Annotated in this window: 22 protein-coding genes; 15 read left to right on the forward strand and 7 right to left on the reverse strand. The window is 58.1% G+C overall.

What is annotated here, in order from left to right; genetic code table 11:
* The first annotated feature begins 17 nt into the window (after positions 1–17).
* Positions 18–710, forward strand: coding sequence for a PqiC family protein (locus tag ACYASS_RS21435; protein ID WP_463587599.1), 693 nt, complete (start codon positions 18–20; stop codon positions 708–710).
* 261 nt (positions 711–971) lie between these two features.
* Here the strand turns inward: ACYASS_RS21435 and ACYASS_RS21440 are convergent, their stop codons facing one another.
* Complete coding sequence (locus ACYASS_RS21440) at positions 972–2,522, reverse strand: AhpA/YtjB family protein (protein ID WP_243245277.1); 1,551 nt, start codon at positions 2,520–2,522, stop codon at positions 972–974.
* A 130-nt stretch (positions 2,523–2,652) separates the two neighbouring features.
* On the opposite strand from ACYASS_RS21440, the gene serB reads away from it, so the two are divergent.
* Positions 2,653–3,867, forward strand: coding sequence for a phosphoserine phosphatase SerB (gene serB / locus ACYASS_RS21445; protein WP_463587600.1), 1,215 nt, complete (start codon positions 2,653–2,655; stop codon positions 3,865–3,867).
* A 145-nt stretch (positions 3,868–4,012) separates the two neighbouring features.
* Here the strand turns inward: serB and ACYASS_RS21450 are convergent, their stop codons facing one another.
* The 4 genes from ACYASS_RS21450 to ACYASS_RS21465 form a co-directional block, all read right to left on the reverse strand.
* Positions 4,013–5,797 carry a molecular chaperone gene (locus tag ACYASS_RS21450; RefSeq protein ID WP_463587601.1) on the reverse strand — a complete coding sequence of 595 codons (1,785 nt, stop codon included), beginning with the start codon at positions 5,795–5,797 and terminating at the stop codon, positions 4,013–4,015.
* 223 nt (positions 5,798–6,020) lie between these two features.
* Positions 6,021–6,890, reverse strand: coding sequence for an archaetidylserine decarboxylase (asd, locus tag ACYASS_RS21455; RefSeq protein ID WP_463587647.1), 870 nt, complete (start codon positions 6,888–6,890; stop codon positions 6,021–6,023).
* A 32-nt stretch (positions 6,891–6,922) separates the two neighbouring features.
* Complete coding sequence (gene rhdA / locus ACYASS_RS21460) at positions 6,923–7,738, reverse strand: thiosulfate sulfurtransferase (protein ID WP_463587602.1); 816 nt, start codon at positions 7,736–7,738, stop codon at positions 6,923–6,925.
* Positions 7,739–7,783: 45 nt separating this feature from the next.
* On the reverse strand, positions 7,784–9,319 hold the full coding sequence (locus tag ACYASS_RS21465) for an HDOD domain-containing protein (RefSeq protein ID WP_243245273.1): 1,536 nt from the start codon (positions 9,317–9,319) through the stop codon (positions 7,784–7,786).
* A gap of 209 nt (positions 9,320–9,528) precedes the next feature.
* On the opposite strand from ACYASS_RS21465, the gene motA reads away from it, so the two are divergent.
* Positions 9,529–10,380: a flagellar motor stator protein MotA gene (gene motA / locus ACYASS_RS21470; protein WP_122663154.1), complete on the forward strand. Its 852-nt coding sequence runs from the start codon at positions 9,529–9,531 to the stop codon at positions 10,378–10,380.
* A gap of 3 nt (positions 10,381–10,383) precedes the next feature.
* A complete protein-coding gene (gene motB / locus ACYASS_RS21475) occupies positions 10,384–11,406 on the forward strand; it encodes a flagellar motor protein MotB (protein WP_463587603.1) in 1,023 nt (340 codons plus the stop codon).
* A 119-nt stretch (positions 11,407–11,525) separates the two neighbouring features.
* Here motB and rsgA read toward each other — a convergent pair whose 3' ends face one another.
* Entirely contained in the window at positions 11,526–12,557 is a 1,032-nt protein-coding gene (gene rsgA, locus ACYASS_RS21480; RefSeq protein ID WP_087269894.1) for a small ribosomal subunit biogenesis GTPase RsgA, read from the reverse strand.
* 96 nt (positions 12,558–12,653) lie between these two features.
* On the opposite strand from rsgA, the gene orn reads away from it, so the two are divergent.
* Both orn and ACYASS_RS21490 read left to right on the forward strand, forming a co-directional pair.
* Entirely contained in the window at positions 12,654–13,190 is a 537-nt protein-coding gene (gene orn / locus ACYASS_RS21485; protein ID WP_463587604.1) for an oligoribonuclease, read from the forward strand.
* A 189-nt stretch (positions 13,191–13,379) separates the two neighbouring features.
* Positions 13,380–13,994: a trimeric intracellular cation channel family protein gene (locus ACYASS_RS21490; RefSeq protein ID WP_087269888.1), complete on the forward strand. Its 615-nt coding sequence runs from the start codon at positions 13,380–13,382 to the stop codon at positions 13,992–13,994.
* A 93-nt stretch (positions 13,995–14,087) separates the two neighbouring features.
* Here ACYASS_RS21490 and queG read toward each other — a convergent pair whose 3' ends face one another.
* Complete coding sequence (queG, locus tag ACYASS_RS21495; protein WP_463587605.1) at positions 14,088–15,173, reverse strand: tRNA epoxyqueuosine(34) reductase QueG; 1,086 nt, start codon at positions 15,171–15,173, stop codon at positions 14,088–14,090.
* Positions 15,174–15,235: 62 nt separating this feature from the next.
* Between queG and ACYASS_RS21500 the strand changes: the two genes are divergently transcribed.
* The 9 genes from ACYASS_RS21500 to hflC all read left to right on the forward strand — a co-directional run bounded on the left by ACYASS_RS21500 (position 15,236) and on the right by hflC (position 25,348).
* Complete coding sequence (locus tag ACYASS_RS21500) at positions 15,236–16,732, forward strand: NAD(P)H-hydrate dehydratase (protein WP_463587606.1); 1,497 nt, start codon at positions 15,236–15,238, stop codon at positions 16,730–16,732.
* Complete coding sequence (gene tsaE / locus ACYASS_RS21505; RefSeq protein WP_243245265.1) at positions 16,720–17,190, forward strand: tRNA (adenosine(37)-N6)-threonylcarbamoyltransferase complex ATPase subunit type 1 TsaE; 471 nt, start codon at positions 16,720–16,722, stop codon at positions 17,188–17,190. The genes ACYASS_RS21500 and tsaE overlap by 13 nt, the downstream gene beginning before the upstream one ends.
* Before the next feature lie 14 nt (positions 17,191–17,204).
* Positions 17,205–18,623, forward strand: a complete 1,419-nt coding sequence (locus ACYASS_RS21510) for an N-acetylmuramoyl-L-alanine amidase (protein WP_463587607.1) — start codon at positions 17,205–17,207, stop codon at positions 18,621–18,623.
* Entirely contained in the window at positions 18,620–20,575 is a 1,956-nt protein-coding gene (gene mutL / locus ACYASS_RS21515; protein WP_463587608.1) for a DNA mismatch repair endonuclease MutL, read from the forward strand. Before ACYASS_RS21510 ends, mutL begins: the two co-directional genes overlap by 4 nt.
* Positions 20,576–21,547: a tRNA (adenosine(37)-N6)-dimethylallyltransferase MiaA gene (miaA, locus tag ACYASS_RS21520; protein ID WP_463587609.1), complete on the forward strand. Its 972-nt coding sequence runs from the start codon at positions 20,576–20,578 to the stop codon at positions 21,545–21,547.
* A gap of 88 nt (positions 21,548–21,635) precedes the next feature.
* On the forward strand, positions 21,636–21,896 hold the full coding sequence (gene hfq, locus ACYASS_RS21525; RefSeq protein ID WP_032631228.1) for an RNA chaperone Hfq: 261 nt from the start codon (positions 21,636–21,638) through the stop codon (positions 21,894–21,896).
* A 12-nt stretch (positions 21,897–21,908) separates the two neighbouring features.
* The gene (hflX, locus tag ACYASS_RS21530; protein WP_027900443.1) at positions 21,909–23,210 is read left to right on the forward strand and encodes a ribosome rescue GTPase HflX; all 1,302 of its coding nucleotides are present in this window, start codon (positions 21,909–21,911) and stop codon (positions 23,208–23,210) included.
* 96 nt (positions 23,211–23,306) lie between these two features.
* Positions 23,307–24,479, forward strand: coding sequence for an FtsH protease activity modulator HflK (gene hflK, locus ACYASS_RS21535; RefSeq protein WP_122663146.1), 1,173 nt, complete (start codon positions 23,307–23,309; stop codon positions 24,477–24,479).
* Positions 24,479–25,348, forward strand: coding sequence for a protease modulator HflC (gene hflC, locus ACYASS_RS21540; protein WP_087269871.1), 870 nt, complete (start codon positions 24,479–24,481; stop codon positions 25,346–25,348). Before hflK ends, hflC begins: the two co-directional genes overlap by 1 nt.
* The last annotated feature ends 18 nt before the right edge of the window (positions 25,349–25,366 follow it).

Genomic DNA, 25,366 nt, shown 5'->3' on the forward strand with positions numbered 1-25,366 from the left:
GCCACCTGGATGGGATGATGAATCTTCTACGCCTTCCCGTTGTTTTGTTGATGACCGGTGTTTTGGGTCTGGCTGGTTGCAGTGTGCATCAGCCGACTGCGCTATATCAGCTGGACAGTGGCACACCCGGGCAACCTACACATGATAAGGGACTGGCTGTTTTGCTGGGGCCTGTCTCAGTGGCTGACTACCTGCAGCGCGAAACGCTGCTGCAGCGACAGCCTGACGGTAGCCTGACGGCTTCGAGCGATGGTCGCTGGGCAGGTAGCCTGTCTTCGGATATCGATCAACTGCTGTTGCGTCAACTCGCCTGGAAGCTGGACAGCCAGCGCGTTGTTCTGGCCCCTGCGGCGGCAAACTTCACGCCTGACGTGCAAGTGGTGTTGTCCATCAGTCGTCTGGACTCCGGTGCGAAACAACCTGCGATTCTTGATGCTCAATGGCGTCTGGTGGATCGTAAAGGTAATGTTCGTGACAGTCGTATTGTCCACCTTGAAGAGCTTCACGCCGGGACCTCTGCCGATCAGGTAAGAGCTCAGGGTTTGTTGCTCCAGCGTCTGGCGGATCAGGTGAGTTCTGCGGTGAAGCCGATTTCCTGGCAGCCTGAGGAGCCAAAGAAAGCGCCAGTGGCTCGTGCCAAAGAGCCTGAGAAGCCAAAGATTCCAATGGCCTCTCCAATTCGTACTGATCTGGAAGTGTTCCGCTTCTAGGATTGGCGCAAACAAAAAGCCCGCAGCGATGCGGGCTTTTTTGTGGGCTGCTATCCGGAATTCGCTGTACGAGCTGCCGAAGGCTGCGAATGGCGGTATTTCGGAGAAATCGCTTTCGCAGCCTTCGGCAGCTCCTACAGGCTCTATGTCTTTCAGATGCATCCGCGATTTGGCCAAGGTTGCATACGGCCGTCAATCGCGGTGAGAACGGCGCGTCGCTATCGCGGCGTCGCGGTGCTCGTGCGCTTCAGGTCAGTTGAATCAAACCTTCCGGGCCGTCTCGTGCATGCGCGCCAACTGGCGTTCAAGCATCGAAGGGTAGGGCTCCATCAGGCGCTCTACGCAGCAGGCGCCTTCAGGGCTGGCAATCGGGCGGATACGTGCGCGCTGACGGATCAGAGCATCGTCATTGATCTTGCGCTCTACCAGCAACAGGTTGCGGCTGTGTTGCGAGAGGGCCAATGCGTCTTGTGCCGTTTCGGTCAGCAACAGGTCGATTTGACTCAGCCCCGCCAGACCTTCGCCCAATGTCAGGCCGAGTTGCAATTGCAGGGTGATGCCGCTATCGGCGACTTCAATCTGCAATGCGTGACTCAGCGCCCGCAACAGTTCACCACAGCAGATAGCGTTGGTTAGGTAGTCATCCCCGCTTTCCTGGCTATGGAACAGCATCAGTGTGCTGCCGTCGTTCAGGGTATGCAGTTCGCCATCGTAGAGCGACGACGCCTGATCCAGGCAGTCGCGATAACGCTGTAGCAGGTCTGTCAGGCGTGCGCGGGGCAAGCGACGCAATTGATCCTGCGAGCCAAGCTGAATCGCCAGCACCGCACTCGGTTGTGGTGTGCTCGGGACTGCCGCCTTGCTGACCTGAGGCGCAACGCTGGAGTGGTCGCGCAGGTCGGCAAAAGGATCGTCCTCGTCTTCTTCATCCTCTTCGGCGACCAGACGGCGCTGCACCGGTGGTGCCGGCAAGCGCGGTTTGGCCGGTTCATCAAAGCCCGGCTCGCGTGAGGATCTGCCTGTGGAAGCCGGTTCAACGTCTTCTTCGGCGTCTACGTAGTGATCGTCCGAGTCATCTTCAGCGTATTCCGGCTCTGGTTCGGGCTCCGGCTCCGGCATTGGCGGCGCGAAAGATGCGCGTAGCTGACGGGCCAGATCACCGATTTCATCCTGGCGTTCAACTGCCGGAGTGTACGGGTCGATGTCGCGCAGCCAGATCCGCAATTGCATCAGCGGAGTGGAAATGTGTCTGCCCAGGCGCAGGCTCAGAGCCAGCGCCAGCGCCAGCAGGATACCCGCAAGGATGCCCATGCTTTGCAGGCTGATGGTCATCGGCTGTTGAAACTGTGACATGTCCAGGCTGATGCGCAGATGCCCGGCCATGGTGTCCTGAAAAGTGATTTTGATCTCGTACAGGCCTTCGGCTTCGCCGAGCAGCCCGTTTTTCGGGCGCTGACCCGCTTCCGCGAGAATACGGTTGTCCACGCTGTAGATTGCGGCATGGGCCACCAGCGGGTTTTTCACCAGATTGCCCAGCAGCACGTTAAGACTGAGGATGTCGTTGGACACCAGCAGCTCTGTGGCAGAGGTCGCAGTTTGCGTGGTGAGAGCCTGACCTAGCGCATCAGCCTGCTCGTGCATGGCCTGCTTGAATTGCAAACCCATTACACCGGCGTAGATCAACAGCGCCAGAGAGACGAGGATCACGTTATGGCTGGCAATGCGCAAAGCAATCGGTACACGGCGATGACGCAATGCCCGGAAGATCAGCAGGAAGAAATTATCGGTTTTAACGGGCGTGGGCCGGTTCACAGAGCACGGCTCTTTCGAAGAAGTTGCCGCGCAGTATAACGACCGACCCAGTGACGGCAAAGCGCTGCCTGTGCCCGATGGTCACTGAAAGTGGTTAGAATGCGGTTTTTTTCCACTGCTGGGGTGTCCCTTGCGCGAAATCGTCCTGATTAACATCACCGGTGAAGACCGTCCCGGTCTCACTGCGGCTATCACTGGCGTGCTTGCACAGGGCGCAGTGAACGTCCTTGACGTCGGCCAGGCGGTGATCCACGACGTCCTGTCGTTCGGCATTCTGATTGAAATTCCTGACTCCGGACAAGACTCTTCTGTCCTCGAAGATCTCCAGTCCATCGCCCACAAGCTGGATCAGCAGGTGCGTATTACGCCGGTATCCGAGGCGGATTATCAGCAGTGGGTAGACGATCAGGGTAACTCCCGGCATATCGTGACGCTGCTGACTCGCAAGGTCACCGCCCAACAGCTGCAACGGGTCAGCTCGATTACGGCGCAACACGGCCTGAACATTGACAGGATTGATCGTCTTTCACGGCGCATGCCACTGGATGCGCCGACTGAACAGGGCAAAGGCTGCATTGAGTTTTCAGTGCGTGGCGAGCCTGCTGACGCCAAAGCCCTGCAGGCTGAGTTTTTGCAGGTGGCGCAGGAGTTGAACGTCGATATAGCGTTCCAGCAGGATTCGCTGTTCCGCCGCAACCGTCGTCTAGCTGTGTTCGATATGGACTCGACGCTTATCGAGGCTGAAGTCATTGATGAACTGGCCAAGGCTCATGGCGTGGGCGATCGGGTTTCGGAAATTACAGAGCGCGCCATGCGTGGCGAGCTGGATTTCAGTGCCAGTTTCAAAGAGCGTCTGGCCTTGCTCAAAGGTCTGGACGTCAGCGTGCTGGACGAAATCGGTGCTTCGTTGCGTTTGACCGAAGGTACCGAAATCCTCTTTGCCGAACTCAAGCGTCTGGGCTACAAGACTGCGATTCTGTCGGGCGGCTTTACTTACTTCGCCAAACAGTTGCAGGCCAGACTCGGTATCGATTATGTCTTCGCCAATGAGCTGGAAGTGGTTGATGGCAAATGTACCGGCGTGGCCGTTGAGCCCATCGTCAATGCCCAGCGCAAGGCAGACCTGTTGCGTGAACTGGCAGCGAAGGAAGGCTTGAGCCTGGAGCAAACCATCGCCGTCGGTGATGGTGCCAACGACTTGCCAATGCTGGCTATTGCCGGGCTGGGTGTAGCGTTCCGGGCCAAGCCGTTGGTCAAGCAGTCAGCCAGACAAGCGATCTCGACCCTTGGTCTGGATGGCGTGCTGTATCTGCTGGGTGTCAGGGAGCGGGAAGGGCGCGGCTGACAGGTTTGTAGCGCTGGATGGCCTGTGGGCGATTCAATGTCCGTAGGACCGGCTTTAGCCGGGAGAGCAGTATTCCCGGCGAAGCACATCTAGCGGATGTCCCGACGTTCTCCCGGCTAAAGCCAGTCCTACGGGGTTGTAATCTTTACAGTGACGACCACAGCGAATCGAACTCCTGATCCGCCTTCGGCGCGCTGCCGCCCGCTGCACCGGGCACTTCGAAGGTCTCGTACTCAAACTGGTTGTAGCTACCGCTGCTGGTGCGCTGATGGCCCAGCAGACCGCGGTGTTCTTGTCCGGCAATATTGATCATGACGTTGTTGCCCTCTTTGAAGGGCAAGCGCGGCGCCAGCATGGTGGCCGGTTGTCCGATGGCGCGGATTTCGGGCAGCAGCAGAGCACGCATGTAAGGGCTGTTCTGCTCGGGGCGAATGATCTGCAAGCCGCAAGGCTGCGCGAATGGAGCGATCAGCTCGATACCCATTTGGGTGCCGCCGCTGCGGACCTGACGAACCCAGCGCACGACCGCAACACTCCAGCCCTGACCTGCATCATCCTGAATCCCGACTAATTCTCCGGCCTGCAACTGCTGTGGCACTTCCTTGGGCCACGCCAGACAGTAACCGCCGGGGCTGTGGTTGACGATGTTCAGGTCAAAGGTCGGGAATGTCTGCTGGGCGTTGGATGCCGCATCACCGCCGTCCGCTTCAGGCTGTTCGTACTGGATTTCTTCATAAGGCAGCATCAGCGCCGAGGTGTTGCCACGCTGGGTGTCAAAAGCCTTACCCCAAGGGTCGTCGGCTTTATCGTCCACCAATTGCAAGGTGAACTCGGCGGCTTTGGTTGCCGGTACTTGCAGCATGTCACTGAAAGAGCGTTTACCGCCCAGATAGTAATGCAGGGCACTCATGCCGATGCACAGGCTCAGGGTGCCTTGGCCGGGCGTGCGCTGAAAGGTTCTCTCTGCAACATCACCCCATGCGGCAGCCAGATGCTCAAGCAGGTCGGGGGTAAAGCCCTGAGGGACCAACAGTGGCGATTGCGCTCGCTGATCTATAGGGGTTTCCAGATAGCGGCTTATCATGGCTGCCAATGCCTGGGTGTTAAGGCCCAGCAAAGTAGGGTACTGATCCTCCGGAAACAACGACTTGTAGAGCGGCGGTTTGTCCTGTCTGGCTGAAAGTGCGTAGAGGCTGTTTTCGTCTACCGGTGATTGCAAGCGGACAAACGGGCTCCAGGCATCCAACACATCAGCAAGGCGGCCAATATTGAGCTGGCGCATCTGGTTGCAGCGTGAGCACCCCATCAGCAGCGCAATGATGTAGGTCTGTTCCACCGTCAGCGCGCGGGCGTGACTGGCCTGTTCATCCGCGACCTGCATATTTTGCAATTGGTGTTCGCAGGCAATTTGATAGATCTTGTGCAGCTCAAGCCAAAGACCCTCCTGCACGGGACAATACAATTGATTGGCGCGAATCAGCGGGCCGTTCAGGCACTGCAGGGCACGTTGCAGTGCAGTGGCGAGCAGCGGAATCCGGTCTTTATTGAGCCGTGAGCTGACACGTTCGATGATCAGTTTGTAGCCGACCGCCAAGTGGTTTTGCAGTGCCTGGCAAAGGTTGGCGACCTTGCGTGGACGTTCGTCGAGCACGACGGCCTGATTGAGGAAGTGGCGTTCCAGGTGCTTGCAGACGAAATGCACTTCGGGGCGCAGCAGCTCAAGCAGTTGCAGGCGATTGTCGCTGGGCGTGAGCAGTTGGTTGAGCTCGGCAAGCGCCTGGTAGAGCTGACGGGCGGTTTCACCGAGGTTTGCTTTGGGCAGCGTGGAGATCCACCGCTTGAGATCCTTGGGCGTCGCTTCACAGAATGTCAGGCTCGACTGCGTTGGCGCAGGCACGCGCAACAACACAGGAAGGCTCAAATTACTCATGTGACAGGCTAACTCCAACTACCCACTCTGGCCCGAACGGCGGCTTTTGGTCAATGCAGTACTACCAGCTACCCCGCACGGGAGCCGAAATCTACATCAACAAAATGCGAAGTTTCCTACAGCGCCGGTGCTAGAACTCTAGCAGTATCGGCCTGCCGTCGCAGCACCGAAATCCTCCGGTACTGACAGCAATAGTGGCACATAGTGCCACCATTTGCTTTCTTCAGGCCTCGACAGGTACTGCCAGAGCCTGACCCATGCGCACCGGCGTCATGGCAGTGAGTTGCTCGGCCCACTTCACCTGGTTCGGGCCAAACAGCACGATGGCGGTAGAGCCCAGTTTGAAGCGACCCATTTCTGCACCTTTCTCCAGATGGATTGGCGCACGTGCGGCTTCGTCGTAGCGGAAAGTCTTCAGTTCGCGCTTAGGCGGTGTCACCAACCCGGCCCAGACCGTTTCGACGGAAGCAACGATCATTGCGCCAACCAGCACCACAGCCATCGGTCCGCGTTCGGTGTCGAAGACGCAGACGACGCGCTCGTTACGGGCGAACAGCTCAGGAACGTTTTCGGCTGTGGTCTGGTTCACCGAGAAGATCCGGCCAGGCACGTACACCATTTCACGCAAGGTACCGGCGAGCGGCATGTGCACGCGGTGGTAGTCCTTGGGCGACAGGTAAACGGTCGCAAACTCGCCACCCATGAAGGGCGCCGACAGGGCAGGGTCACCGCCAAGCAATTCCAGTACGCTGAAGCTATGGCCTTTGGCCTGGAAAATACGGCCCTGCTCGATACGGCCCAATTGGCTGATTGCGCCGTCTGCCGGGCTCAATATGGCGCCGGGTGTTTCATCAAGCGGGCGTGCGCCGGGTTTCAGGGCGCGGGTGAAGAAGGCATTGAAGTGTTCATAGGCGCTCAAGTCCTCGACCTGCGCTTCCGTCATGTTCACCTGATAGCGACGGGCGAACCATGCGGTGAAGGCATTCTTGAACCAGCGTACGCGGCACTCGGCAACGCAGCCAGCCAGACGCGACAGCAAGTGGTGCGGAAGCAGGTACTGGCTGAGGATAAACAGACGCTCTTTCATCAAAATTCCTGAATGTAATGCTTAAAGTGGGCAAGTTTTTAGCGTTCAACCGGCGTATCGGGGTGGTTGCCCCATTCGCCCCAAGAACCGGCATAGCCTTTGACACGAGGGTAACCCAGTGCTTTGGCCACCAGGTACGTGAAACCTGAGCGGTGGTGTGTCTGGCAGTGGGTAATGATTTCTTTGTCTGCGGTAATCCCCAGGCTGTCGAGGATCTCTGCGATGTCTTCACGGATGCGCAGGTCGCGTGACTTGTCCATGCCTGCGGTCCACTCGAAATTGATCGCGCCGGGGATGTGTCCACCTTTGGCGGCGACGACTTTTTCGCCGGAGTATTCAAGCGGCCCGCGAGCGTCCCAGATTGCCAGATCAGCAGCACCCAGGCGACTTTGCAGATACTCGCGGGTGGCGGTAGGTTCATCGTGCAACTGCAGTTCAACAGGCGCCCCTGCCGAGGCTGGAACATCCGTGGATAAAGGCAGACCATCCGCTTGCCAGGCCAGCAGGCCACCGTCGATGTAGTGGTATTGGCTGTGACCAATCACATCCAGTAACCAAATAAACCGACCGGCCCAGCCGCCGCCTTCGTCATCGTAGACCACATACACCGCATTGGCGTTGTGCCCCAACTCGCCGAACAGTGCTTGCAGATCGGTTTTGGAGGGGAGCAGACCGGGTGCTGGAGGCTGGCCCAACTGAGTGCGTTTCGGATCAACGAAGCGCGCTCCGGGTATGTGCCCTGCGTCATAGCGGGCACTGCTGGTCAGGTCCACCAGAATCAGTTCCGGGGCATCCAGACGATCCTTCAGGTCGCTTGGCTCAATGACCAGCGGCAAGTCAGAGAAGACGGACATGTGCAGCCTCCAATTCGAAAAAAGAGGCGAATTGTAGCCCAGCTGTCAGGCTTTGCGACCACTAAAGCTCGTCAGCGCCCGTTCAATGCACTGGCAGGTTTTGCCGAAACCCTGCACTGAGGTTTCCGAAAACTGCCCGCCGCCCTGATCGGCCACGACCAGCATCAACACCTTGTTGTTACTGCTCAGGGATCGAATCAGCCAGTGTTTACCGGGAAACAGAGCGCGCAGGTTGCCCGGCAATAACGCCGAGAACTGCTCGATGTTGGCAGGTGTCATGCGTAATTGAGTTGGTTGTGCCAACAAACGCTGCAACACAGTGCTTTCCTTTATAGAGAGCGCGAGAGACGCCGCCTCATTTCGCAGCCCTGCGATCTGGTGAACACGCAGGACGGTACCGGTCTTGTCTGCCATCAGCAGCATCACCCGCTCCATGCCGCAGGAAACCAGCGCGTCCCTTGCCGTTGTGGTCAAGTGCATGGCGTTGCTGAAGGGGCTCGGTGTAGCAAGCAGCTCGGCACATTGCTTGCGCCAGTTTTGCAGGGCATCGGGGGAGGGTGGTGGGGCCGCCTGCAGTTTGCTGTGAATCCGGCGGGTCGCCCACGGCCAGATAAGGGCTTCGGCCGGGTGCCACAGGACAGGGTCGTTATGGTTGCGAGCGCTGCTGGCGGCGTTCTGGTGGGCCTGCTGCTGCACACTGTCCATAGTTTGTTGTAGATACAGGCTGCACAGTAATTCCCAGCGCAGGCAGTGCGGGCTGTCCCAGGCCTGTTGAGCCGAGAGTGCAAGGCCATTGCCCAGCAGAACCGTGTTGGCCGGCTGGTTGAACCAGCGCCGCAGGTTCGGATCGGCGTCCATCAGTTGCTGTTGCTGTAGCGGGTCATCGTTAGCCCGGGCCACATGCAGCGCTTTGACCAGTTGGCGTCGCTCGCTGATCAGTAATTTGTAACCTTGAGTGACCCACAACGGCAGGCGCCATAAGGTTGCCAGCTCCATGCACAGTTCCAGCAGGCTGACACCAAACAGCGCTTTCTCCACCGTGCGTGATGATTCGCCTTTATGGATCACCCGCAGTTCCCACTCATCCAGCAATTTCGGGTGCGCCAGGGCTATCGGCCACAGCGGCGCCAGAAACAACAAACTACCGAGGTGGATGTCTTGCCACAGGCGAGCAAGACGGCTGGCAAACAGACCGTTGGCCTGCTGTGTGGCGTGTTGGCTGATCAGCAGTAATTGCCGAAAAGTCACCGGGATTTTTTCGTTCTCCAGCGCGGGCAGTCGATTAAGCAGCACTTCGGTGCGCGCCAGACCCAGGCGAGTTATTGCCACTTCCAGGCTTTCAGCAGGTTCGGTCAGGCCGGTACCGTTGCTATTGGCTTCGCGCATCACGCTCAGGACCAGGGCCGGGCTGTCCTGCATCATGTCGGCGATGTCCCGCAGCGAGCGGCGACTATCGTTCAGCGCGCTGCGGACTTTGCTGTGACTGGCGAGAGGCACTGGCAACGCAATGCTGTCCAACTGTTTGATCCACGCATCAAGCGTGTTCGGAACGGGAAGCTGTGACGACGTTTCTGGAGGCATGCATCAAGGCCCGTGCGACTGAAAATTTAGGCAGTGGACACTGCGAAATCAATGGGTAAGACCCCTGTGTCAGGGCCCCCGTTCACCGGTCAACTGGCTTTTCGATTTATCTGGCTATAGTCTGGCTCACATATGCCGATAAGTAGAAGAAGAGTTTCAAGAACTTCCGCACATGTCCCTGAACCCGACTCAGTAAGTACTTTCTACCTATGGCTAAAATTATCGGCATCATCGTCGTTTTCGCGAGCGTGCTTGCGGGATACGTCCTTTCACACGGCAAAATTGCCGCGCTGATCCAGCCTTTCGAGGTGTTGATCATCGGTGGTGCGGCATTTGGCGCGTTTTTGCAGGCCAACCCTGGCTACATGACCATGCACGTGATGAAGAAGTCGCTGAAGATGTTCGGCACTCGCTTCACCCACGCGTTTTATCTTGAAGTACTGGGTCTGGTGTACGAAATTCTCAACAAGAGTCGTCGTGAAGGCATGATGGCGATTGAAGGGGATATCGAAGATGCGGCAGCCAGTCCGATTTTTGCCAAGTATCCCGGCGTGCTCAAAGACGAGCGCATGACGGCTTACATCTGTGACTACCTGCGCATCATGTCGTCGGGCAACATGGCTCCTCACGAACTGGAAGGCCTGTTCGATATGGAGCTGCAAAGCATCAAGGAAGAGCTGGGTCATCCTTCCCACGCCATTACCGGTATTGCTGACGGTATGCCCGGTTTCGGTATCGTGGCGGCGGTACTGGGTATTGTTGTGACCATGGCTTCGTTGGGCGATGGTGACAAGGCAGCGATCGGTAACCACGTAGGTGCGGCACTGGTGGGTACCTTCTTCGGTATTCTGGCGGCTTACGGTTTCTTCGGCCCGCTGGCAACATCCCTGGCTCACGACGCCAAGGAAGAACTGAACGTTTACGAATCCATCAAGGCTTCGCTGGTCGCTTCGGCTTCCGGCATGCCACCTTCGCTGGCCGTCGAGTTCGGTCGCAAGGTTCTCTATCCAGCGCATCGGCCCAGCTTCAGTGAGCTGGAACAAGCGGTTCGCGGTCGCTGAGTCATGGAAAATAATCAGCCGATAATCATCAAGCGCGTCAAGCGCTATGAGGGCGGGCACCACGGCGGCGCATGGAAGATTGCGTTCGCCGACTTTGCCACGGCCATGATGGCTTTCTTTCTGGTGTTGTGGCTGATGTCTTCGGCGACCCCGGAGCAGTTGGTCGCTATTGCCGGTTACTTCAAGGACCCGGTCGGGTTCTCGGAAAGTGGCTCGCCCTATGTAATTGATTTGGGCGGCTCGCCGGAAATGTCCCCTGACCAGACCCTGAACCCGGAAATCAAGAACACGCCGACGCCGGACACGGTGCCAATCGAAGCCGAGACAGCTGAAGCAAAAGCGGAAGAGGTAGAGCAGGAGCGCCTGGAACTGCTGCTTCAAGAACTGCAGAACAAGGTCAACGAGAACCCTGAACTGCAGAAATTCAAGGATCAGATCCATTTCGAGATTACTCAGGATGGTCTGCGGATCCAGATCACCGACGCGGATAACCGTCCGATGTTCGATCTGGGCAGTGCGCGACTGAAGCCGTATTTCGAAGACATTCTGCTGGCCATGGCTGACACCATCAAAGCAGTGCCGAACAAGATCAGTGTGAGTGGTCATACCGACGCCAAACCGTATGCAGGCAATGGCGAGTTCGGTAACTGGGAGCTTTCGGCCAACCGCGCCAACGCAGCGCGACGCGCTCTGGTGGCAGGTACTTACCCTGAAGGTCAAGTGGCGCGCGTGGTGGGTTATGCGTCATCGCTGCTGTATGACCGCAACCTGCCGCTCAACCCGGTCAACCGCCGCATCGACATCGTGGTCATGACCAAGAAAGCGTTGCAGCGCATGGAAGGCAGCCAGAACAGCGGCGCCGGGGATTCAGCACCAAAAACGCCGACCCCTGCTCCGGGCGCAGCGCCCGGTGCGTCGAACGGACAGCCAGCTGACCCGCAGGCATATGCCCAGCCACGTGAGTTGCGCCAGAAGCTGAACCTGTTCGAAGACGGCACGTTGAAGCTGGATGAGACCAAGAACTAAGGTTCAGCCGCAAGCTGCAAGCCTAAAGCTGCAAGTAAAAAGCCCGGACTCGTGAGAGTCCGGGCTTTTTTGTTCAACCTGTAAATTGCCAGGCGAAGCGGCTAGCTTGTAGCTTCAAATCAATAACTGCTTTCCGGCAAGCTGGCGATGATCGAGCGGTAGCTGTTCATGCGTTGTTGTTGCACGCGGCCTTCTTCCAGTGCAATCAGCAATGCACAGCCAGGTTCACGGTCGTGCTTGCAGTCGCGGAAGCGGCAGGTGCCGATCAGCTCGTTGAACTCGATGAAACCAGCTTCAACATCCGCACGACTGACATGGCCCAGACCGAATTCACGGATACCCGGTGAGTCGATCAGGTCGCCGCCACGAGGGAAGTGAAACAGACGGGCGGTGGTCGTGGTGTGCGTACCTTGTCCAGACAACTCGGACAGCGGGCCCACACGGGTTTCGACCTCCGGCAGCAAGCTGTTGACCAGCGATGACTTGCCCACGCCGGACTGACCCACGAAGACGCTGATATGCCCGTCCAGCTGAGCCTGCAATTGCTGCATGCCGTCGCCGTGATGCGCAGAAACCTCCAGCACCGGATAACCCAGCGTCCGGTAAACCTCCAGCAACGCATTAAGCGCCGGGGCGTTCTGTTCGTTGATCAGGTCGAATTTGTTCAACAGTAACAGCGGGCGAATGCCTGCGTGCTCGGCTGCGACCAGATATCGGTCAATCAGGTTGGCATGAGGTTCTGGCATTGGCGCGAACACAATCACGATCAGATCGACGTTGGCGGCAACCGGCTTGAGTTGCCCGCGGCTATCGGGGCGGCACAGCTCAGTAGTGCGCGGCAGTTGCGCGACGATAACGCCGATGCCCTGGTTGCCAGCGCGCCAGACCACTCGATCGCCGGTCACCAGTGCAGGAAGGTTGGCGCGCAGGTGGCAGCGGAAAACCTGACCGGCCTGATCGCCGTCCTGCGCTTCGACTTCGACTTGCACGCCGAAGTGGGCGATCACCAGCCCGGTCTGCTCAGGACCAAGGTCGCCGCCCTCGAGTGTTTCCAGAGTTTGTGATTCGCGTTTGGCGGCACGTGCAGCGCGCTCGCCTTGAATTTTTTCGATGCGCCAGTTCTGACGACGATTGAGTTGGCGTTTGGCCATGGGTGTTCCGAGTGATAAAGCAGCTGATAAGTAAACGCGGGGGAGTCTAGCACGCCGGGGTGAGCTAAACTGCGCGCCTACGCTGAGGAGCCAAATATGCAGAACAAGCAGAATCTGATCTGGATCGATCTGGAAATGACCGGCCTGGACCCGGACACCGACGTCATTATCGAAATGGCCACGATCATTACTGACAGCCAGCTCAACACCCTGGCTGAAGGTCCGGTCATCGCCATTCACCAGAGTGATGAAACCCTGGCCAGAATGGACGAGTGGAATACCCGTCAGCACGGCGGTTCGGGCCTGACCCAGCGGGTTCGCGAGAGCACTATCAGCATGGCTGAAGCAGAAGCTCAGACCCTTGAGTTCATCAAGCAATGGGTGCCGGAGCGCAGTTCGCCGATCTGCGGCAACAGCATTTGCCAGGATCGTCGCTTCCTTTATCGGCACATGCCGACCCTGGAACACTACTTCCACTACCGCAATCTGGACGTTTCCACGCTCAAAGAGCTGGCTGCCCGTTGGTCGCCTGAGCTGAAGTTCCAGAAGGGCAGCACCCATCTGGCGCTGGATGACATCCGCGAGTCGATCGCCGAGCTGCGCTTTTATCGCGAGCATTTCATTAAAGGCTGATGCTTCCATCGCGTCGATTTCTGCTTTTGCAGGAGCGCGCGCGATGGCTATGGATCAGGCAATTAATTTGTCGACCCTGATATCGAATCGCGGGCAAGCGCGCTACCACGGGAAATTGTCGATCTGACGGCTTTGCCCTCTTTTGGTGCTTGCCCTAAACTGCGCGGCTTCGTCGCAGGGACTGCCGCCATGTTGTTGATGCTCTATCTGATCGCTATTACCGCTGAAGCCATGACCGGCGCGCTGTCTGCTGGCCGGCGGGGCATGGACTGGTTTGGGGTGGTGTTGATCGCCTGCGTCACAGCCCTTGGCGGCGGTTCGGTGCGTGATGTATTGCTGGGCCATTACCCGCTGACGTGGGTCAAGCACCCGGAATACCTGATCCTGACCAGCGTCGCAGCCTTGCTGACGATCTTCATCGCACCGTTGATGCGCCATCTGCGCTCGCTGTTTCTGGTACTCGACGCGCTTGGTCTGGTGGCTTTCACCCTGATCGGCACGATGACCGCACTGGAAGCCGGGACCGGCTTGCTGGTGGCCTCTGTCTGTGGCGTGATCACTGGGGTCTTTGGCGGCATCCTGCGGGATATCTTCTGCAACGACATCCCTTTGGTATTCCGTCGCGAGCTATACGCCAGCGTCTCGTTCCTCGCGGCCTGGTGCTTTCTGCTGTGTCAGCATCTGCAGTTGCCTGAAGAGCAGAGCATCCTGATTACGTTGTTTGGCGGCTTGCTGCTGCGGCTATTGGCTATCCGGTTTAACTGGAACATGCCCAAGTTTGTCTACAAGGGTGATGAGCACTAACCGGTAGGAGCGAACTTGTTCGCGAGGATTTCTGTCAGGCAACACGAATTCATCGGTTGAAATAATTTCTCGCGAACAAGTTCGCTCCTACCATTAACTGCGGTGTTGGTGCTGCCGCAACGCCCACTCCACATGCTCCCTCACCAGCTCCGACGGATACTCCCGTCGCGCCTCCAGCGCCTCCAGCACCGGAATCGTCGACGGTGCATTGCCCAGGCCGACTGCCAGATTACGCAGCCAGCGCTCATAGCCCGCACGGCGCAGGGGGGAGCCTTCGGTACTGCTGAGGAATTTATCCTCATCCCACATGAACAGCTCGGCCAGGCCTGCGTTATCCAGATTATGTCGTGGCTGGAAGTCGCTCTGATCGGTCGGACGGGCGAAGCGATTCCACGGGCAGACAATCTGGCAGTCATCACAACCAAATACCCGATTGCCGATCAGCGGACGTAGCTCTTCGGGTATCGCGGTTTTCAGTTCAATGGTCAGATAAGAAATACAACGCCGGGCATCCAGCACATAAGGCCCGACAAAGGCTGCGGTGGGGCAAATGTCCAGGCACGCGGTGCAGCGCCCGCAATGCTCGGTCGCATGGGGTGGATCCACCGGTAACGGCAGGTCGACAAACAGCTCGCTCAGAAAGAAAAAGCTTCCGGCTTTGCGATTGAGCACCAGTGTGTTTTTACCGATCCAGCCCAGCCCGGCCTGTTCAGCAATGGCTTTCTCCAGCACCGGGGCGCTGTCAACGAAGGCCCGATAGCCAAACGTTCCAATGGCTTGCTGAATGCGTTCGGCCAATTGCTGCACACGCTTGCGAATCAGCTTGTGATAGTCGCGGCCAAGGGCGTAACGCGACACATAGGCTTTTTCCGGCTCAGCCAGACGCTGAGCCATCTCGGTATCGCCGGGCAGGTAATCCATGCGCAACGACACAACCCGCAAGGTGCCAGGCACCAGTTCTTCAGGGTGCGAACGTTTGCTGCCATGCGCTGCCATATAGTCCATCTCGCCGTGATAGCCCGCTTCGAGCCAACGCTCAAGGTGCTGCTCGTGTTCGGCGAGATCGAGCCCGGCAATCCCGACTTGCTGAAAGCCCAGCTCGCGGCCCCACTCCTTGATCGACTGAGCAAGGGTGGCGAGGTCAACAGTATTGGGTGAATCAACAGTAATAACGGGCATGCGCAAGGAGAAACCGGGTGGAGGTGCGTATAATTCTGCCAGACATCGGAGCCAAGAGACGCATGGTCAATACGAAACCCCAATTACCCGACGCGCTGTATAGCGCTGCGCAGGTCCGTGACCTCGACGCACAGCTCATCGCTGCGGGCACTTGCGGCAGTGAATTGATGCAGCGCGCAGCCCATGCAACCTGGCGAGCACTGCGCAGACGCTGGCCTGATGCGCATGAGTTAAGCGTCTTGGCCGGACGCGGGAATAACGCTGGCGACGGGTATCTGGTCGCTGTTCTAGCGCGCAATGCGGGTTGGAATGTGCAGGTGTTTGCCGTGACAGACCCCGCTGGGCTGACTGGCGATGCCGCTAATGCCCATGCCGAGGCACTCGCGGCGGGTGTAGACGTCCAGAACTGGGCCAGCCAACCGTTACGCGGCATTGTACTGGACGCGCTGTTGGGCACCGGCTTGACCGGTGATGTGCGTGAGCCTTACGCGGCTGTTATCGATGCGATCAATAACAGCGGTCAGCCCGTCGTGGCTGTCGACATCCCTTCTGGCCTGAGCGCTGACACCGGGCGCACCCTTGGTGTGGCCGTACATGCCGATCTTACGGTGACTTATATAGGCCTGAAACTCGGCCTGCTGACCGGCGATGCGGCCGATCTTATCGGTGAACTGGTCTTTGACGACTTGCAGGCAGACCCGGCTATCGTTGCTCAGGCACCCCGCAGCGCTATCCGTCTGGATACGTTCAATCTGCCGCGTTTGCCCGGCCGTCCGCGCACGGCCCATAAAGGCATGTACGGTCGTGTTCTGATTATCGGCGGCGATCATGGCTTTGGCGGTGCCAGCCTGTTGACTGCCGAAAGCGCGCTGCGCAGCGGCGCAGGCATGGTGACGCTGGCAACACGCGCTGAACATATTCCTGCGGCGCTGACTCGTTTGCCTGAAGTCATGAGCGCGGCGATCCGGTCCGCTAACCAGTTGATGGCGTTGATCGAGCCAGCCAGCATTCTGGTGGTCGGCCCCGGGTTGGGGCGGGCTCCTTGGGGGCGTAGCCTGCTGTCCGCTGCGGCCAATGCCCAAAAGCCGCAAGTCTGGGACGCCGACGCACTGAATCAGTTGGCTCAGGGATGGGTTTCGTTGCCTGCAAACAGCGTCATTACCCCGCACCCCGGAGAGGCGGCGCGCCTGCTGGGGATCACTACCCGGCAAATTCAGGCTGATCGCCCTGCTGCCGCGCGGGCGCTGGCCGATAAATTCAAAGCGGTCTGTGTTCTGAAGGGGACGGGCAGCCTGATCTCCGACGTCGATGGTCGACTGATGTTATGTGATCGCGGCCATCCCGCCATGGCCACCGGTGGTCTGGGGGATGTATTGGCAGGTCTGATTGGCGCCTTGATGGCGCAAAAAATGAAGCCGTTCGACGCGGCGTGTCTGGCGGTGTGGCTGCATGCCAGTGCCGGGCAGCAAGTCGGCGAGGCGGGTCGCGGGTTGGCGGCCAGTGATGTTATTCCAGCCATTCGTCAGTTATTGGAGGAGCAGCAACCGTGTCTGAGTTAACGCTGCATTTGGCCGGTGAAGAGGCCATGACCCGCTTTGGTGAGCGCATTGCCCAAGTGACTCAAGGGGTCGGCGTGATTTTTCTTGAAGGTGATCTGGGGGCGGGGAAAACCACGCTTTCGCGCGGCATCATCCGTGGGCTCGGGCATGAGGGTGCGGTCAAGAGCCCGACGTTTACCCTGGTGGAACCCTATGAAATAGGCTCCATTCGCGTGTTCCACTTTGATCTCTATCGGTTGGTTGATCCCGAGGAACTGGAGTACATGGGCATTCGTGATTATCTGGAAGGCGATGCCCTTTGTTTGATCGAGTGGCCCCAGCTCGGTGCAGGCTTTTTGCCAAAGCCTGACCTGACCATTACCATTAGCCCGCATGCGCAAGGTCGAGCACTGACTTTGAGCCCAATTGGCTCGCGTGGCGAAACCTGGTGTGCCGCTTTGGCGCAGGAATTCAAATAGATATGGGGTTAGGTATGCGCATGCGCGCGCTGGTTACTGTAGTGGGTCTGCTTTTGACAGCCCTGGCTGTTGATGCGCTGGCCGCAACACAGGTAAAAAGTGTTCGCTTATGGCGTGCACCGGATAACACACGGCTGGTTTTTGACCTGTCCGGTCCCGTCCAGCACAGCGTTTTCACCCTGACTTCTCCTGATCGACTGGTGATTGATATCAACGGCGCCACGTTGGGCGGCCCGTTGAACGTCCCGATGGCCAACACTCCGATTACCAGCATGCGCTCGGCACAGCGCACGGCTACGGATTTGCGGGTGGTCATCGACCTGAAAAAGGCCGTGACGCCCAAAAGCTTCACCCTGGCCCCGAATCAGCAATACGGTAACCGCCTTGTCGTTGACCTTTTCGATGAGCCGGGTGATGCCAACCCGAGTCCGACCATTCCAGATACGGCCGCGAATACAGCGCCTGCTGTACCGGTCAGCCCTGCCAAGCCCGAGATAAAGCTCACGCCAGTGCCTAACGGCAAGCGCGACATCGTGATCGTGATCGACGCTGGTCACGGCGGCGAAGACCCGGGTGCTTCGGGCAGTAGCGGGCAGAAAGAGAAAAACCTCGTTCTGGCTATCGCCAAAGAGCTGCAGCGGCAGATCAATGCTGAAAAGGGCTACCGTGCCGAGCTGACCCGTACTGGCGACTACTTCATCCCGCTGCGCAAGCGGACGGAGATCGCCAGGGCCAAAGGCGCGGACTTGTTTGTGTCGATTCACGCGGATGCTGCGCCTTCGCGCGCGGCTTTTGGTGCCTCGGTGTTCGCGTTGTCTGAGCGTGGTGCAACATCTGAAACTGCACGCTGGCTGGCAGACAGTGAGAACCGCTCTGACTTGATCGGTGGTGCTGGCGCGGTGAGCCTTGATGACAAGGACCGGATGCTGGCGGGCGTGTTGCTGGACTTGTCCATGACCGCTTCGCTGTCCTCAAGCCTCAATGTCGGACAGAAGGTTCTTACCAACATTGGCCGAGTGACGTCGCTGCACAAGTCCAGGGTCGAGCAGGCGGGCTTCATGGTGCTCAAGTCGCCTGATATTCCGTCGATCCTCGTAGAAACCGGGTTCATCTCTAACAATGCCGAAGCTGCGAAGCTCAGCGCCGCCTCGCACCAGCAGGCACTGGCGCGCTCGATCAATTCCGGCGTGAAGCAGTTCTTCCAGCAAAACCCGCCACAAGGCACCTACATTGCCTGGTTGCGTGATAACGGCAAGCTCGCTCAGGGGCCGCGCAACCACGTAGTTCGCTCGGGCGAAAGCCTTTCGATGCTGGCTGCCCGCTACGATATGAGCCCTGCCGCATTGCGCAGCGCCAATAACCTGAAGACGGATGAACTGCGTATCGGGCAGGACCTGAAAATCCCTAGCTCCGAGGTGGCGGCTCAACCATGACCGATCTACTACTCGACAGTGTTGAGCCTGACGTACAGGCGCACACCGGCAGTGCAGCCCTCAATGCTGCGCGCATTGAATTGCTCAGCCCACGACTGGCCAACCAGATCGCGGCGGGTGAGGTGGTTGAGCGGCCAGCGTCCGTCATCAAAGAGTTGCTGGAAAACAGCCTGGACTCGGGCGCCAAACGTATTGACGTCGACGTCGAGCAGGCCGGGATCAAGTTACTGCGGGTGCGTGACGACGGCAGTGGCATTTCTTCAGATGACCTGCCATTGGCTCTGGCTCGCCACGCCACCAGCAAGATTCGCGAGCTGGAAGACCTTGAGCGGGTCATGAGCCTTGGGTTTCGGGGGGAGGCGCTGGCGTCGATCAGTTCCGTAGCGCGGCTGACCCTGACCTCTAGAACTCGCGATGCCGATCAGGCCTGGCAAGTTGAAACCGAGGGGCGCGACATGGCCTCCCGTGTTCAGCCTGCTGCGCACCCTGTGGGTACGTCGGTAGAAGTCCGTGACCTGTTTTTCAACACCCCGGCGCGGCGCAAGTTTCTCAAAGCGGAAAAAACCGAATTCGATCACCTGCAGGAAGTGATCAAACGCATGGCGCTCGCACGTTTCGACGTGGCGTTCCACCTGCGGCACAACGGCAAGACGATCCTCAGCCTGCACGAAGCCAACGACGACACTGCCCGAGCCCGACGCGTTTCAGCGATTTGCGGTCCCGGTTTTCTGGAGCAGGCGCTGCCCATCGAGATTGAGCGCAATGGCTTGCACCTGTGGGGGTGGGTCGGGTTGCCGACGTTTTCCCGCAGTCAGGCTGATTTGCAATATTTCTTTGTAAACGGTCGGGCAGTGCGCGACAAGCTTGTGGCCCATGCCGTGCGTCAGGCGTATCGCGATGTGTTGTTCAATGGCCGTCACCCGACTTTCGTGCTGTTCTTCGAGGTTGATCCTGCGGTCGTCGACGTCAACGTGCACCCGACCAAGCACGAAGTCCGCTTCCGTGACGGGCGGATGGTCCATGACTTCCTGTACGGCACTTTGCACCGGGCGCTAGGCGATGTTCGGCCTGAAGATCAGTTGGCTGGGTCAGTGCCGGTTACCGCCGTGGAGCGCCCGACTGGCCCACAAGCCGGTGAATTCGGGCCGCAGGGTGAAATGCGTCTGGCCAATAATTTACTGGAGCAGCCGCAGGCTCAGCCCTATGCGCCACCAGCGGGTTCAGGTGCGGGCGCCGGTTATCAATATCAGTACACGCCGCGCCCTACGGCGACGTTGCCTGCCGCCGAGGCGCAAAGTGCCTATCGCGAGTTTTATGCACCGTTGCCCGGCACGCCTGCCGTTTCGCTACCGGAAACTCAGGGCGATATTCCCCCCTTGGGCTACGCCTTGGCGCAACTCAAAGGCATTTATATTCTGGCGGAAAACGCTCACGGTCTGGTGCTGGTAGACATGCACGCCGCACACGAGCGCATCATGTATGAGCGCCTGAAGATTGCGATGGCCAGTGAAGGCCTCAGCGGTCAGCCTTTATTAGTGCCTGAGTCCATTGCGGTGAGTCAGCGTGAAGCCGATTGCGCTGAAGAGCACATCGAGACATTCCAACGCCTGGGCTTTGAGTTGCAACGTCTTGGCCCTGAAAGTCTGGCAATCCGGCAGATTCCGGCCTTGTTGAAGCAGGCCGAGGCCAATCGGCTGGTCAGCGACGTGCTGGCCGATCTGATGGAATACGGCACCAGTGACCGTGTTCAGGCTCACATGAACGAATTGCTGGGCACCATGGCGTGCCATGGCGCAATCCGGGCCAACCGCCGTCTGGCGATCCCGGAAATGAACGGTCTGCTGCGCGACATGGAAAACACCGAGCGCAGCGGTCAATGCAACCATGGCCGACCTACCTGGACCCAAATGGGCCTGGATGATCTGGACAAACTCTTCCTGCGCGGTCGTTGAATGAGCGCTCTACCTCCGGCCATCTTTCTGATGGGGCCGACGGCTTCGGGTAAAACCGATCTGGCCATGGAACTGTGTAAAGTCCTCCCTTGCGAGCTGATTAGTGTCGATTCGGCGCTGGTCTATCGTGGCATGGACATCGGAACTGCCAAGCCTTCCAAGGCACAATTGGCCGAATTTCCTCACCGACTGGTGGATATTCTTGATCCGACCGAAAGCTATTCGGCGGCTGATTTTCGCGCGGATGCACTGTTTGCGATGGCTGAAATAACCGCTCGGGGTAAAATTCCGCTGCTGGTTGGCGGCACTATGTTGTATTTCAAGGCTCTATTGGACGGGCTGGCAGATATGCCAGCCGCTGACGCAGGTGTTCGGGCGGAGCTGGAAGCGCAGGCAGCAGCCCATGGCTGGCAGGCTTTACACGACCAGTTGGCCATAGTGGATCCGGTATCTGCGGCTAGAATCCACCCCAATGATCCGCAGCGATTGATACGCGCGCTGGAGGTTTATCGGGTCAGTGGGTTAAACATGACAGCACATAGAGAACAACAAAGTGCGCAAACTACTGATGCTGCGGCTTCTGGTAGACCGCAATTGCCCTATACTGTCGCCAGCCTGGCCATTGCTCCGGCAGATCGCAAGGTGTTGCACGGCCGTATAGCGTCAAGATTTTCAGCAATGCTGGACCAGGGATTCCTGGACGAAGTTCTGGCGTTACGCTCAAGAGGCGACCTGCATGCGGGTTTGCCGTCTATAAGAGCCGTCGGTTATCGCCAGGTCTGGGATCATCTGGATGGAAAACTGACATGGGCCGAGATGCAGGAGCGTGGGATCATTGCCACGCGCCAACTGGCCAAACGACAGTTTACCTGGCTACGCAGTTGGGACGATTTACACTGGCTAGACAGTCTGGCCAGCGACAATTTGCCACGCACCTTGAAATACCTGGGGTCGGTCTCCATATTGAGCTGAGTCCTTGCAATAGCCGTCTATCCTTGGGGGGTGGCGGTTCAAGCCAATTGAATTCGAATTATTATTGATCCTTAAAGGAGTGCGGCACATGTCAAAAGGGCATTCGCTACAAGACCCTTACCTGAACACCCTACGTAAAGAGAAGGTTGGGGTTTCGATCTATCTCGTCAACGGTATCAAGCTGCAAGGCACCATCGAGTCCTTTGACCAGTTCGTTATTTTGCTGAAGAACACTGTCAGCCAAATGGTCTACAAGCACGCCATCTCTACCGTTGTACCGGTTCGTCCAATTCGTCTGCCAAGTGCAAACGAAGGTGAACAGGGCGACGCCGAGCCAGGTAACGCCTGATAGGAGTCTGCTTTGTTCTTTGAGCGCCACAGTGGTGGTGAACGCGCGATACTCGTTCATCTGGATGGTCAGGACCCTGAGGCGCGCGAAGATCCGCAGGAGTTTCGGGAGTTGGCCATATCGGCTGGCGCCGATACCGTCGCGTTCGTCAACGTGCCGCGTCATCGGCCATCGGCCAAATATCTGATTGGCAGCGGCAAGGTCGAGGAACTTCGCGATCAGGTCAAAGCTGAAAAAATCGATATCGTCATCTTCAATCACGTGCTTACACCCAGTCAGGAACGTAACCTCGAACGTGTTTTCGAGTGTCGCGTACTTGATCGCACGGGCTTGATCCTCGACATCTTTGCGCAGCGTGCGCGTACTCATGAAGGTAAATTGCAGGTCGAGCTGGCTCAGCTCGAGCATATGAGTACGCGGCTGGTCCGTGGCTGGACTCACCTTGAGCGTCAGGGCGGTGGTATTGGCCTGCGTGGTCCCGGTGAAACCCAGCTGGAAACTGACCGGCGTCTGTTGCGGGTTCGTCTGCGGCAGATCAAAGGCCGTCTTGAAAAGGTTCGCAGCCAGCGTGAGCAGGCTCGTCGCGGGCGCAAGCGCGCCGACATCCCTTCGGTTTCACTGGTGGGCTATACCAACGCCGGCAAATCGACACTCTTCAATGCTGTGACCGATTCCGACGTGTTTGCTGCGGATCAGCTCTTCGCCACGCTCGACCCGACCCTGCGCCGTCTGCAACTCGACGACCTGGGGCCTATCGTGCTGGCTGACACCGTGGGCTTTATTCGCCACCTGCCGCACAAGCTGGTTGAGGCCTTTCGCGCTACGCTCGAAGAGTCCAGCAACTCTGACCTGCTGCTTCACGTCATCGACTCTCACGAGCCTGATCGCATGGAGCAGATCGAACAGGTTATGGCTGTACTTGGCGAGATCGGTGCCGAGGGCTTGCCGATACTTGAGGTCTATAACAAACTCGACCTGCTTGAAGGGGTAGAGCCGCAGATACAGCGTGATGCCGATGGCAAACCGCAACGTGTCTGGGTGTCCGCCCGTGATGGTCGAGGGCTGGATCTGCTCAAGCAGGCGGTTGCGGAATTACTGGGTGATGACTTGTTTGTCGGCACCCTGCATCTGTCTCAGGATTTCGCCCGGCTGCGTGCCCAGTTCTTCGAGCTGGGTGCGGTGCAGAGCGAAGAATATGACGAGCAAGGCAGCAGCCTGTTGGCAGTACGTTTACCGCGCGTTGAGTTCAATCGTCTGGTGAGTCGCGAAGGACTGCAGCCGCTGGAATTCATCGAGCAACACACTTTGCAATAAAAGCGTGAGAAAGCCGTTGTACGGCTCTCTTGGGCATTCTGTAGCATTGGTCGGCGCGCCGCGGGCGCGTCTTTGCTTTATCAGATGGAGAGCGCTATGGCTTGGAATGAGCCGGGTGGCAACTCGAATAATCAGGATCCTTGGGGTGGTAAGCGCAAGGGCGGCGACCGCAAGGGGCCACCGGATCTCGACGAGGCCTTCCGAAAGCTGCAGGAAAGCCTGAATGGGTTGTTCGGTGGTGGTAAGAAACGCAGTGGTGGTGACGGTGGTGGTGACAGCAACCCTGGCAAGGGTGGCGGTTTCGGCTTGCTGGGCATTGGTCTGGTCGTGCTGGTCGCGATTTGGCTGTACAGCGCCATTTACGTTGTGGACGAGCAGGAGCAGGCCGTCGTGCTGCGCTTCGGTCAGTACCACGAGACAGTAGGCTCGGGTCTTAATATCTATTTCCCGCCGTTTGATCGCAAGTACATGGAAAACGTGACTCGCGAACGTGCCTACAGCAAACAAGGCCAGATGCTGACTGAAGACGAAAACATCGTTGAAGTGCCGCTGACCGTGCAGTACAAGATTTCCAACCTGCGTGATTTCGTGCTGAACGTTGATCAGCCGGAAGTCAGTCTGCAGCACGCCACTGAAAGTGCCCTGCGCCATGTCGTGGGTTCCACTGCCATGGACCAGGTGCTGACTGAAGGTCGTGAGCTGATGGCGAGTGAAATCAAGGAGCGTCTGCAACGCTTCCTCGATACCTATCGCACCGGTATCACCGTGACTCAGGTGAACGTACAAAGCGCTGCTGCGCCACGTGAAGTTCAGGAAGCATTCGATGACGTGATTCGTGCCCGTGAAGACGAGCAGCGTTCGCGTAACCAGGCTGAAACCTACGCGAACGGTGTAATCCCGGAAGCACGTGGTCAGGCTCAGCGCATTATCGAAGACGCTAACGGCTATCGTGACGAAGTGATCTCGCGCGCTAAAGGTGAAGCTGATCGCTTTACCAAGCTGGTTGCCGAGTATCGCAAGGCTCCGGAAGTGACGCGTGAGCGTCTGTATCTGGACACCATGCAAGAGCTGTTCACCAATACCAGCAAAGTGCTGGTGACCGGTGATAAAGGGCAGAACAACCTGCTTTATCTGCCGCTCGACAAGATGATCGAAAATGGCCGTAGTGGTAACAGCACTGCCCCGACTACCGGTGCAAACACTGCTGGAGCTGATGTTGGTGCCCGCGCCGCAGAGATTCAGCAGCCGCGTACAAGGGAGACTCGCTGATGAGCAATAAATCGCTGATCGCCCTGATTGTTGCTGTGGTGCTGGCAGTGGTTGCCTGGAACAGCTTGTTTATCGTGTCCCAGACTGAACGTGCCGTAATGCTGCAATTTGGCCGCGTGGTTGAGCCCAATATTCAACCGGGTCTGCACGTGAAGATTCCTTACGTCAACCAGGTGCGCAAGTTTGATGGTCGCCTGCTGACGCTGGACGCACCGACTCAACGTTTCCTGACGCTGGAAAAGAAAGCGGTCATGGTTGATGCCTACGCCAAGTGGCGTGTGAAGGATGCAGAAGTGTTCTACACGGCTACATCCGGCCTCAAGCAAATCGCTGATGAGCGTCTGTCGCGTCGTCTCGAATCCGGTCTGCGTGACCAGTTCGGTAAGCGCACCCTGCACGAAGCTGTGTCGGGCGAGCGTGACGCGTTGATGGCTGACATCACTGCTTCGTTGAATGCCATGGCGAGCAAGGAACTGGGCATCGAGGTTATCGACGTTCGGGTCAAGGCTATCGACTTGCCGAAGGAAGTGAACCGCAGCGTTTTTGAGCGGATGAGTACCGAGCGTGAACGTGAAGCGCGTGAGCATCGTGCCAAGGGTAACGAGCTGGCTGAAGGTATTCGTGCCGACGCCGATCGTCAGCGTCGTGTGTTGCTGGCTGAAGCCTATCGCGAGTCGGAAGAGGCGCGCGGTGATGGTGATGCACAAGCTTCCGCGATCTACTCCAAGGCGTACGGCCAGGATCAGGAGTTCTATGCGTTCTACCGCAGCCTGCGCGCCTACCGTGAAAGCTTCGCGAACAAGAGCGACGTGATGGTTCTGGATCCAAGCAGTGATTTCTTCCGCTACCTGGAAAAATCCAAGCCGTGATCTGAAAGCTGCAATTCA

The sequence above is a fragment of the Pseudomonas sp. HP_14 genome, assembly GCF_055283875.1.

Excerpts from the sequence above, each read along its gene's own strand:
- hfq (WP_032631228.1), top strand. The coding sequence starts at position 21,636 with ATGTCAAAAGGGCATTCGCTACAAGACCCTTACCTGAACACCCTACGT.
- ACYASS_RS21510 (WP_463587607.1), top strand. The coding sequence starts at position 17,205 with ATGCGCATGCGCGCGCTGGTTACTGTAGTGGGTCTGCTTTTGACAGCC.
- mutL (WP_463587608.1), top strand. The coding sequence starts at position 18,620 with ATGACCGATCTACTACTCGACAGTGTTGAGCCTGACGTACAGGCGCAC.
- ACYASS_RS21465 (WP_243245273.1), bottom strand. The coding sequence starts at position 9,319 with ATGCCTCCAGAAACGTCGTCACAGCTTCCCGTTCCGAACACGCTTGAT.
- ACYASS_RS21435 (WP_463587599.1), top strand. The coding sequence starts at position 18 with ATGAATCTTCTACGCCTTCCCGTTGTTTTGTTGATGACCGGTGTTTTG.
- ACYASS_RS21450 (WP_463587601.1), bottom strand. The coding sequence starts at position 5,797 with ATGAGTAATTTGAGCCTTCCTGTGTTGTTGCGCGTGCCTGCGCCAACG.
- rsgA (WP_087269894.1), bottom strand. The coding sequence starts at position 12,557 with ATGGCCAAACGCCAACTCAATCGTCGTCAGAACTGGCGCATCGAAAAA.
- motB (WP_463587603.1), top strand. The coding sequence starts at position 10,384 with ATGGAAAATAATCAGCCGATAATCATCAAGCGCGTCAAGCGCTATGAG.
- queG (WP_463587605.1), bottom strand. The coding sequence starts at position 15,173 with ATGCCCGTTATTACTGTTGATTCACCCAATACTGTTGACCTCGCCACC.
- orn (WP_463587604.1), top strand. The coding sequence starts at position 12,654 with ATGCAGAACAAGCAGAATCTGATCTGGATCGATCTGGAAATGACCGGC.
- miaA (WP_463587609.1), top strand. The coding sequence starts at position 20,576 with ATGAGCGCTCTACCTCCGGCCATCTTTCTGATGGGGCCGACGGCTTCG.
- rhdA (WP_463587602.1), bottom strand. The coding sequence starts at position 7,738 with ATGTCCGTCTTCTCTGACTTGCCGCTGGTCATTGAGCCAAGCGACCTG.
- ACYASS_RS21500 (WP_463587606.1), top strand. The coding sequence starts at position 15,236 with ATGGTCAATACGAAACCCCAATTACCCGACGCGCTGTATAGCGCTGCG.
- hflK (WP_122663146.1), top strand. The coding sequence starts at position 23,307 with ATGGCTTGGAATGAGCCGGGTGGCAACTCGAATAATCAGGATCCTTGG.
- hflC (WP_087269871.1), top strand. The coding sequence starts at position 24,479 with ATGAGCAATAAATCGCTGATCGCCCTGATTGTTGCTGTGGTGCTGGCA.
- ACYASS_RS21490 (WP_087269888.1), top strand. The coding sequence starts at position 13,380 with ATGTTGTTGATGCTCTATCTGATCGCTATTACCGCTGAAGCCATGACC.
- motA (WP_122663154.1), top strand. The coding sequence starts at position 9,529 with ATGGCTAAAATTATCGGCATCATCGTCGTTTTCGCGAGCGTGCTTGCG.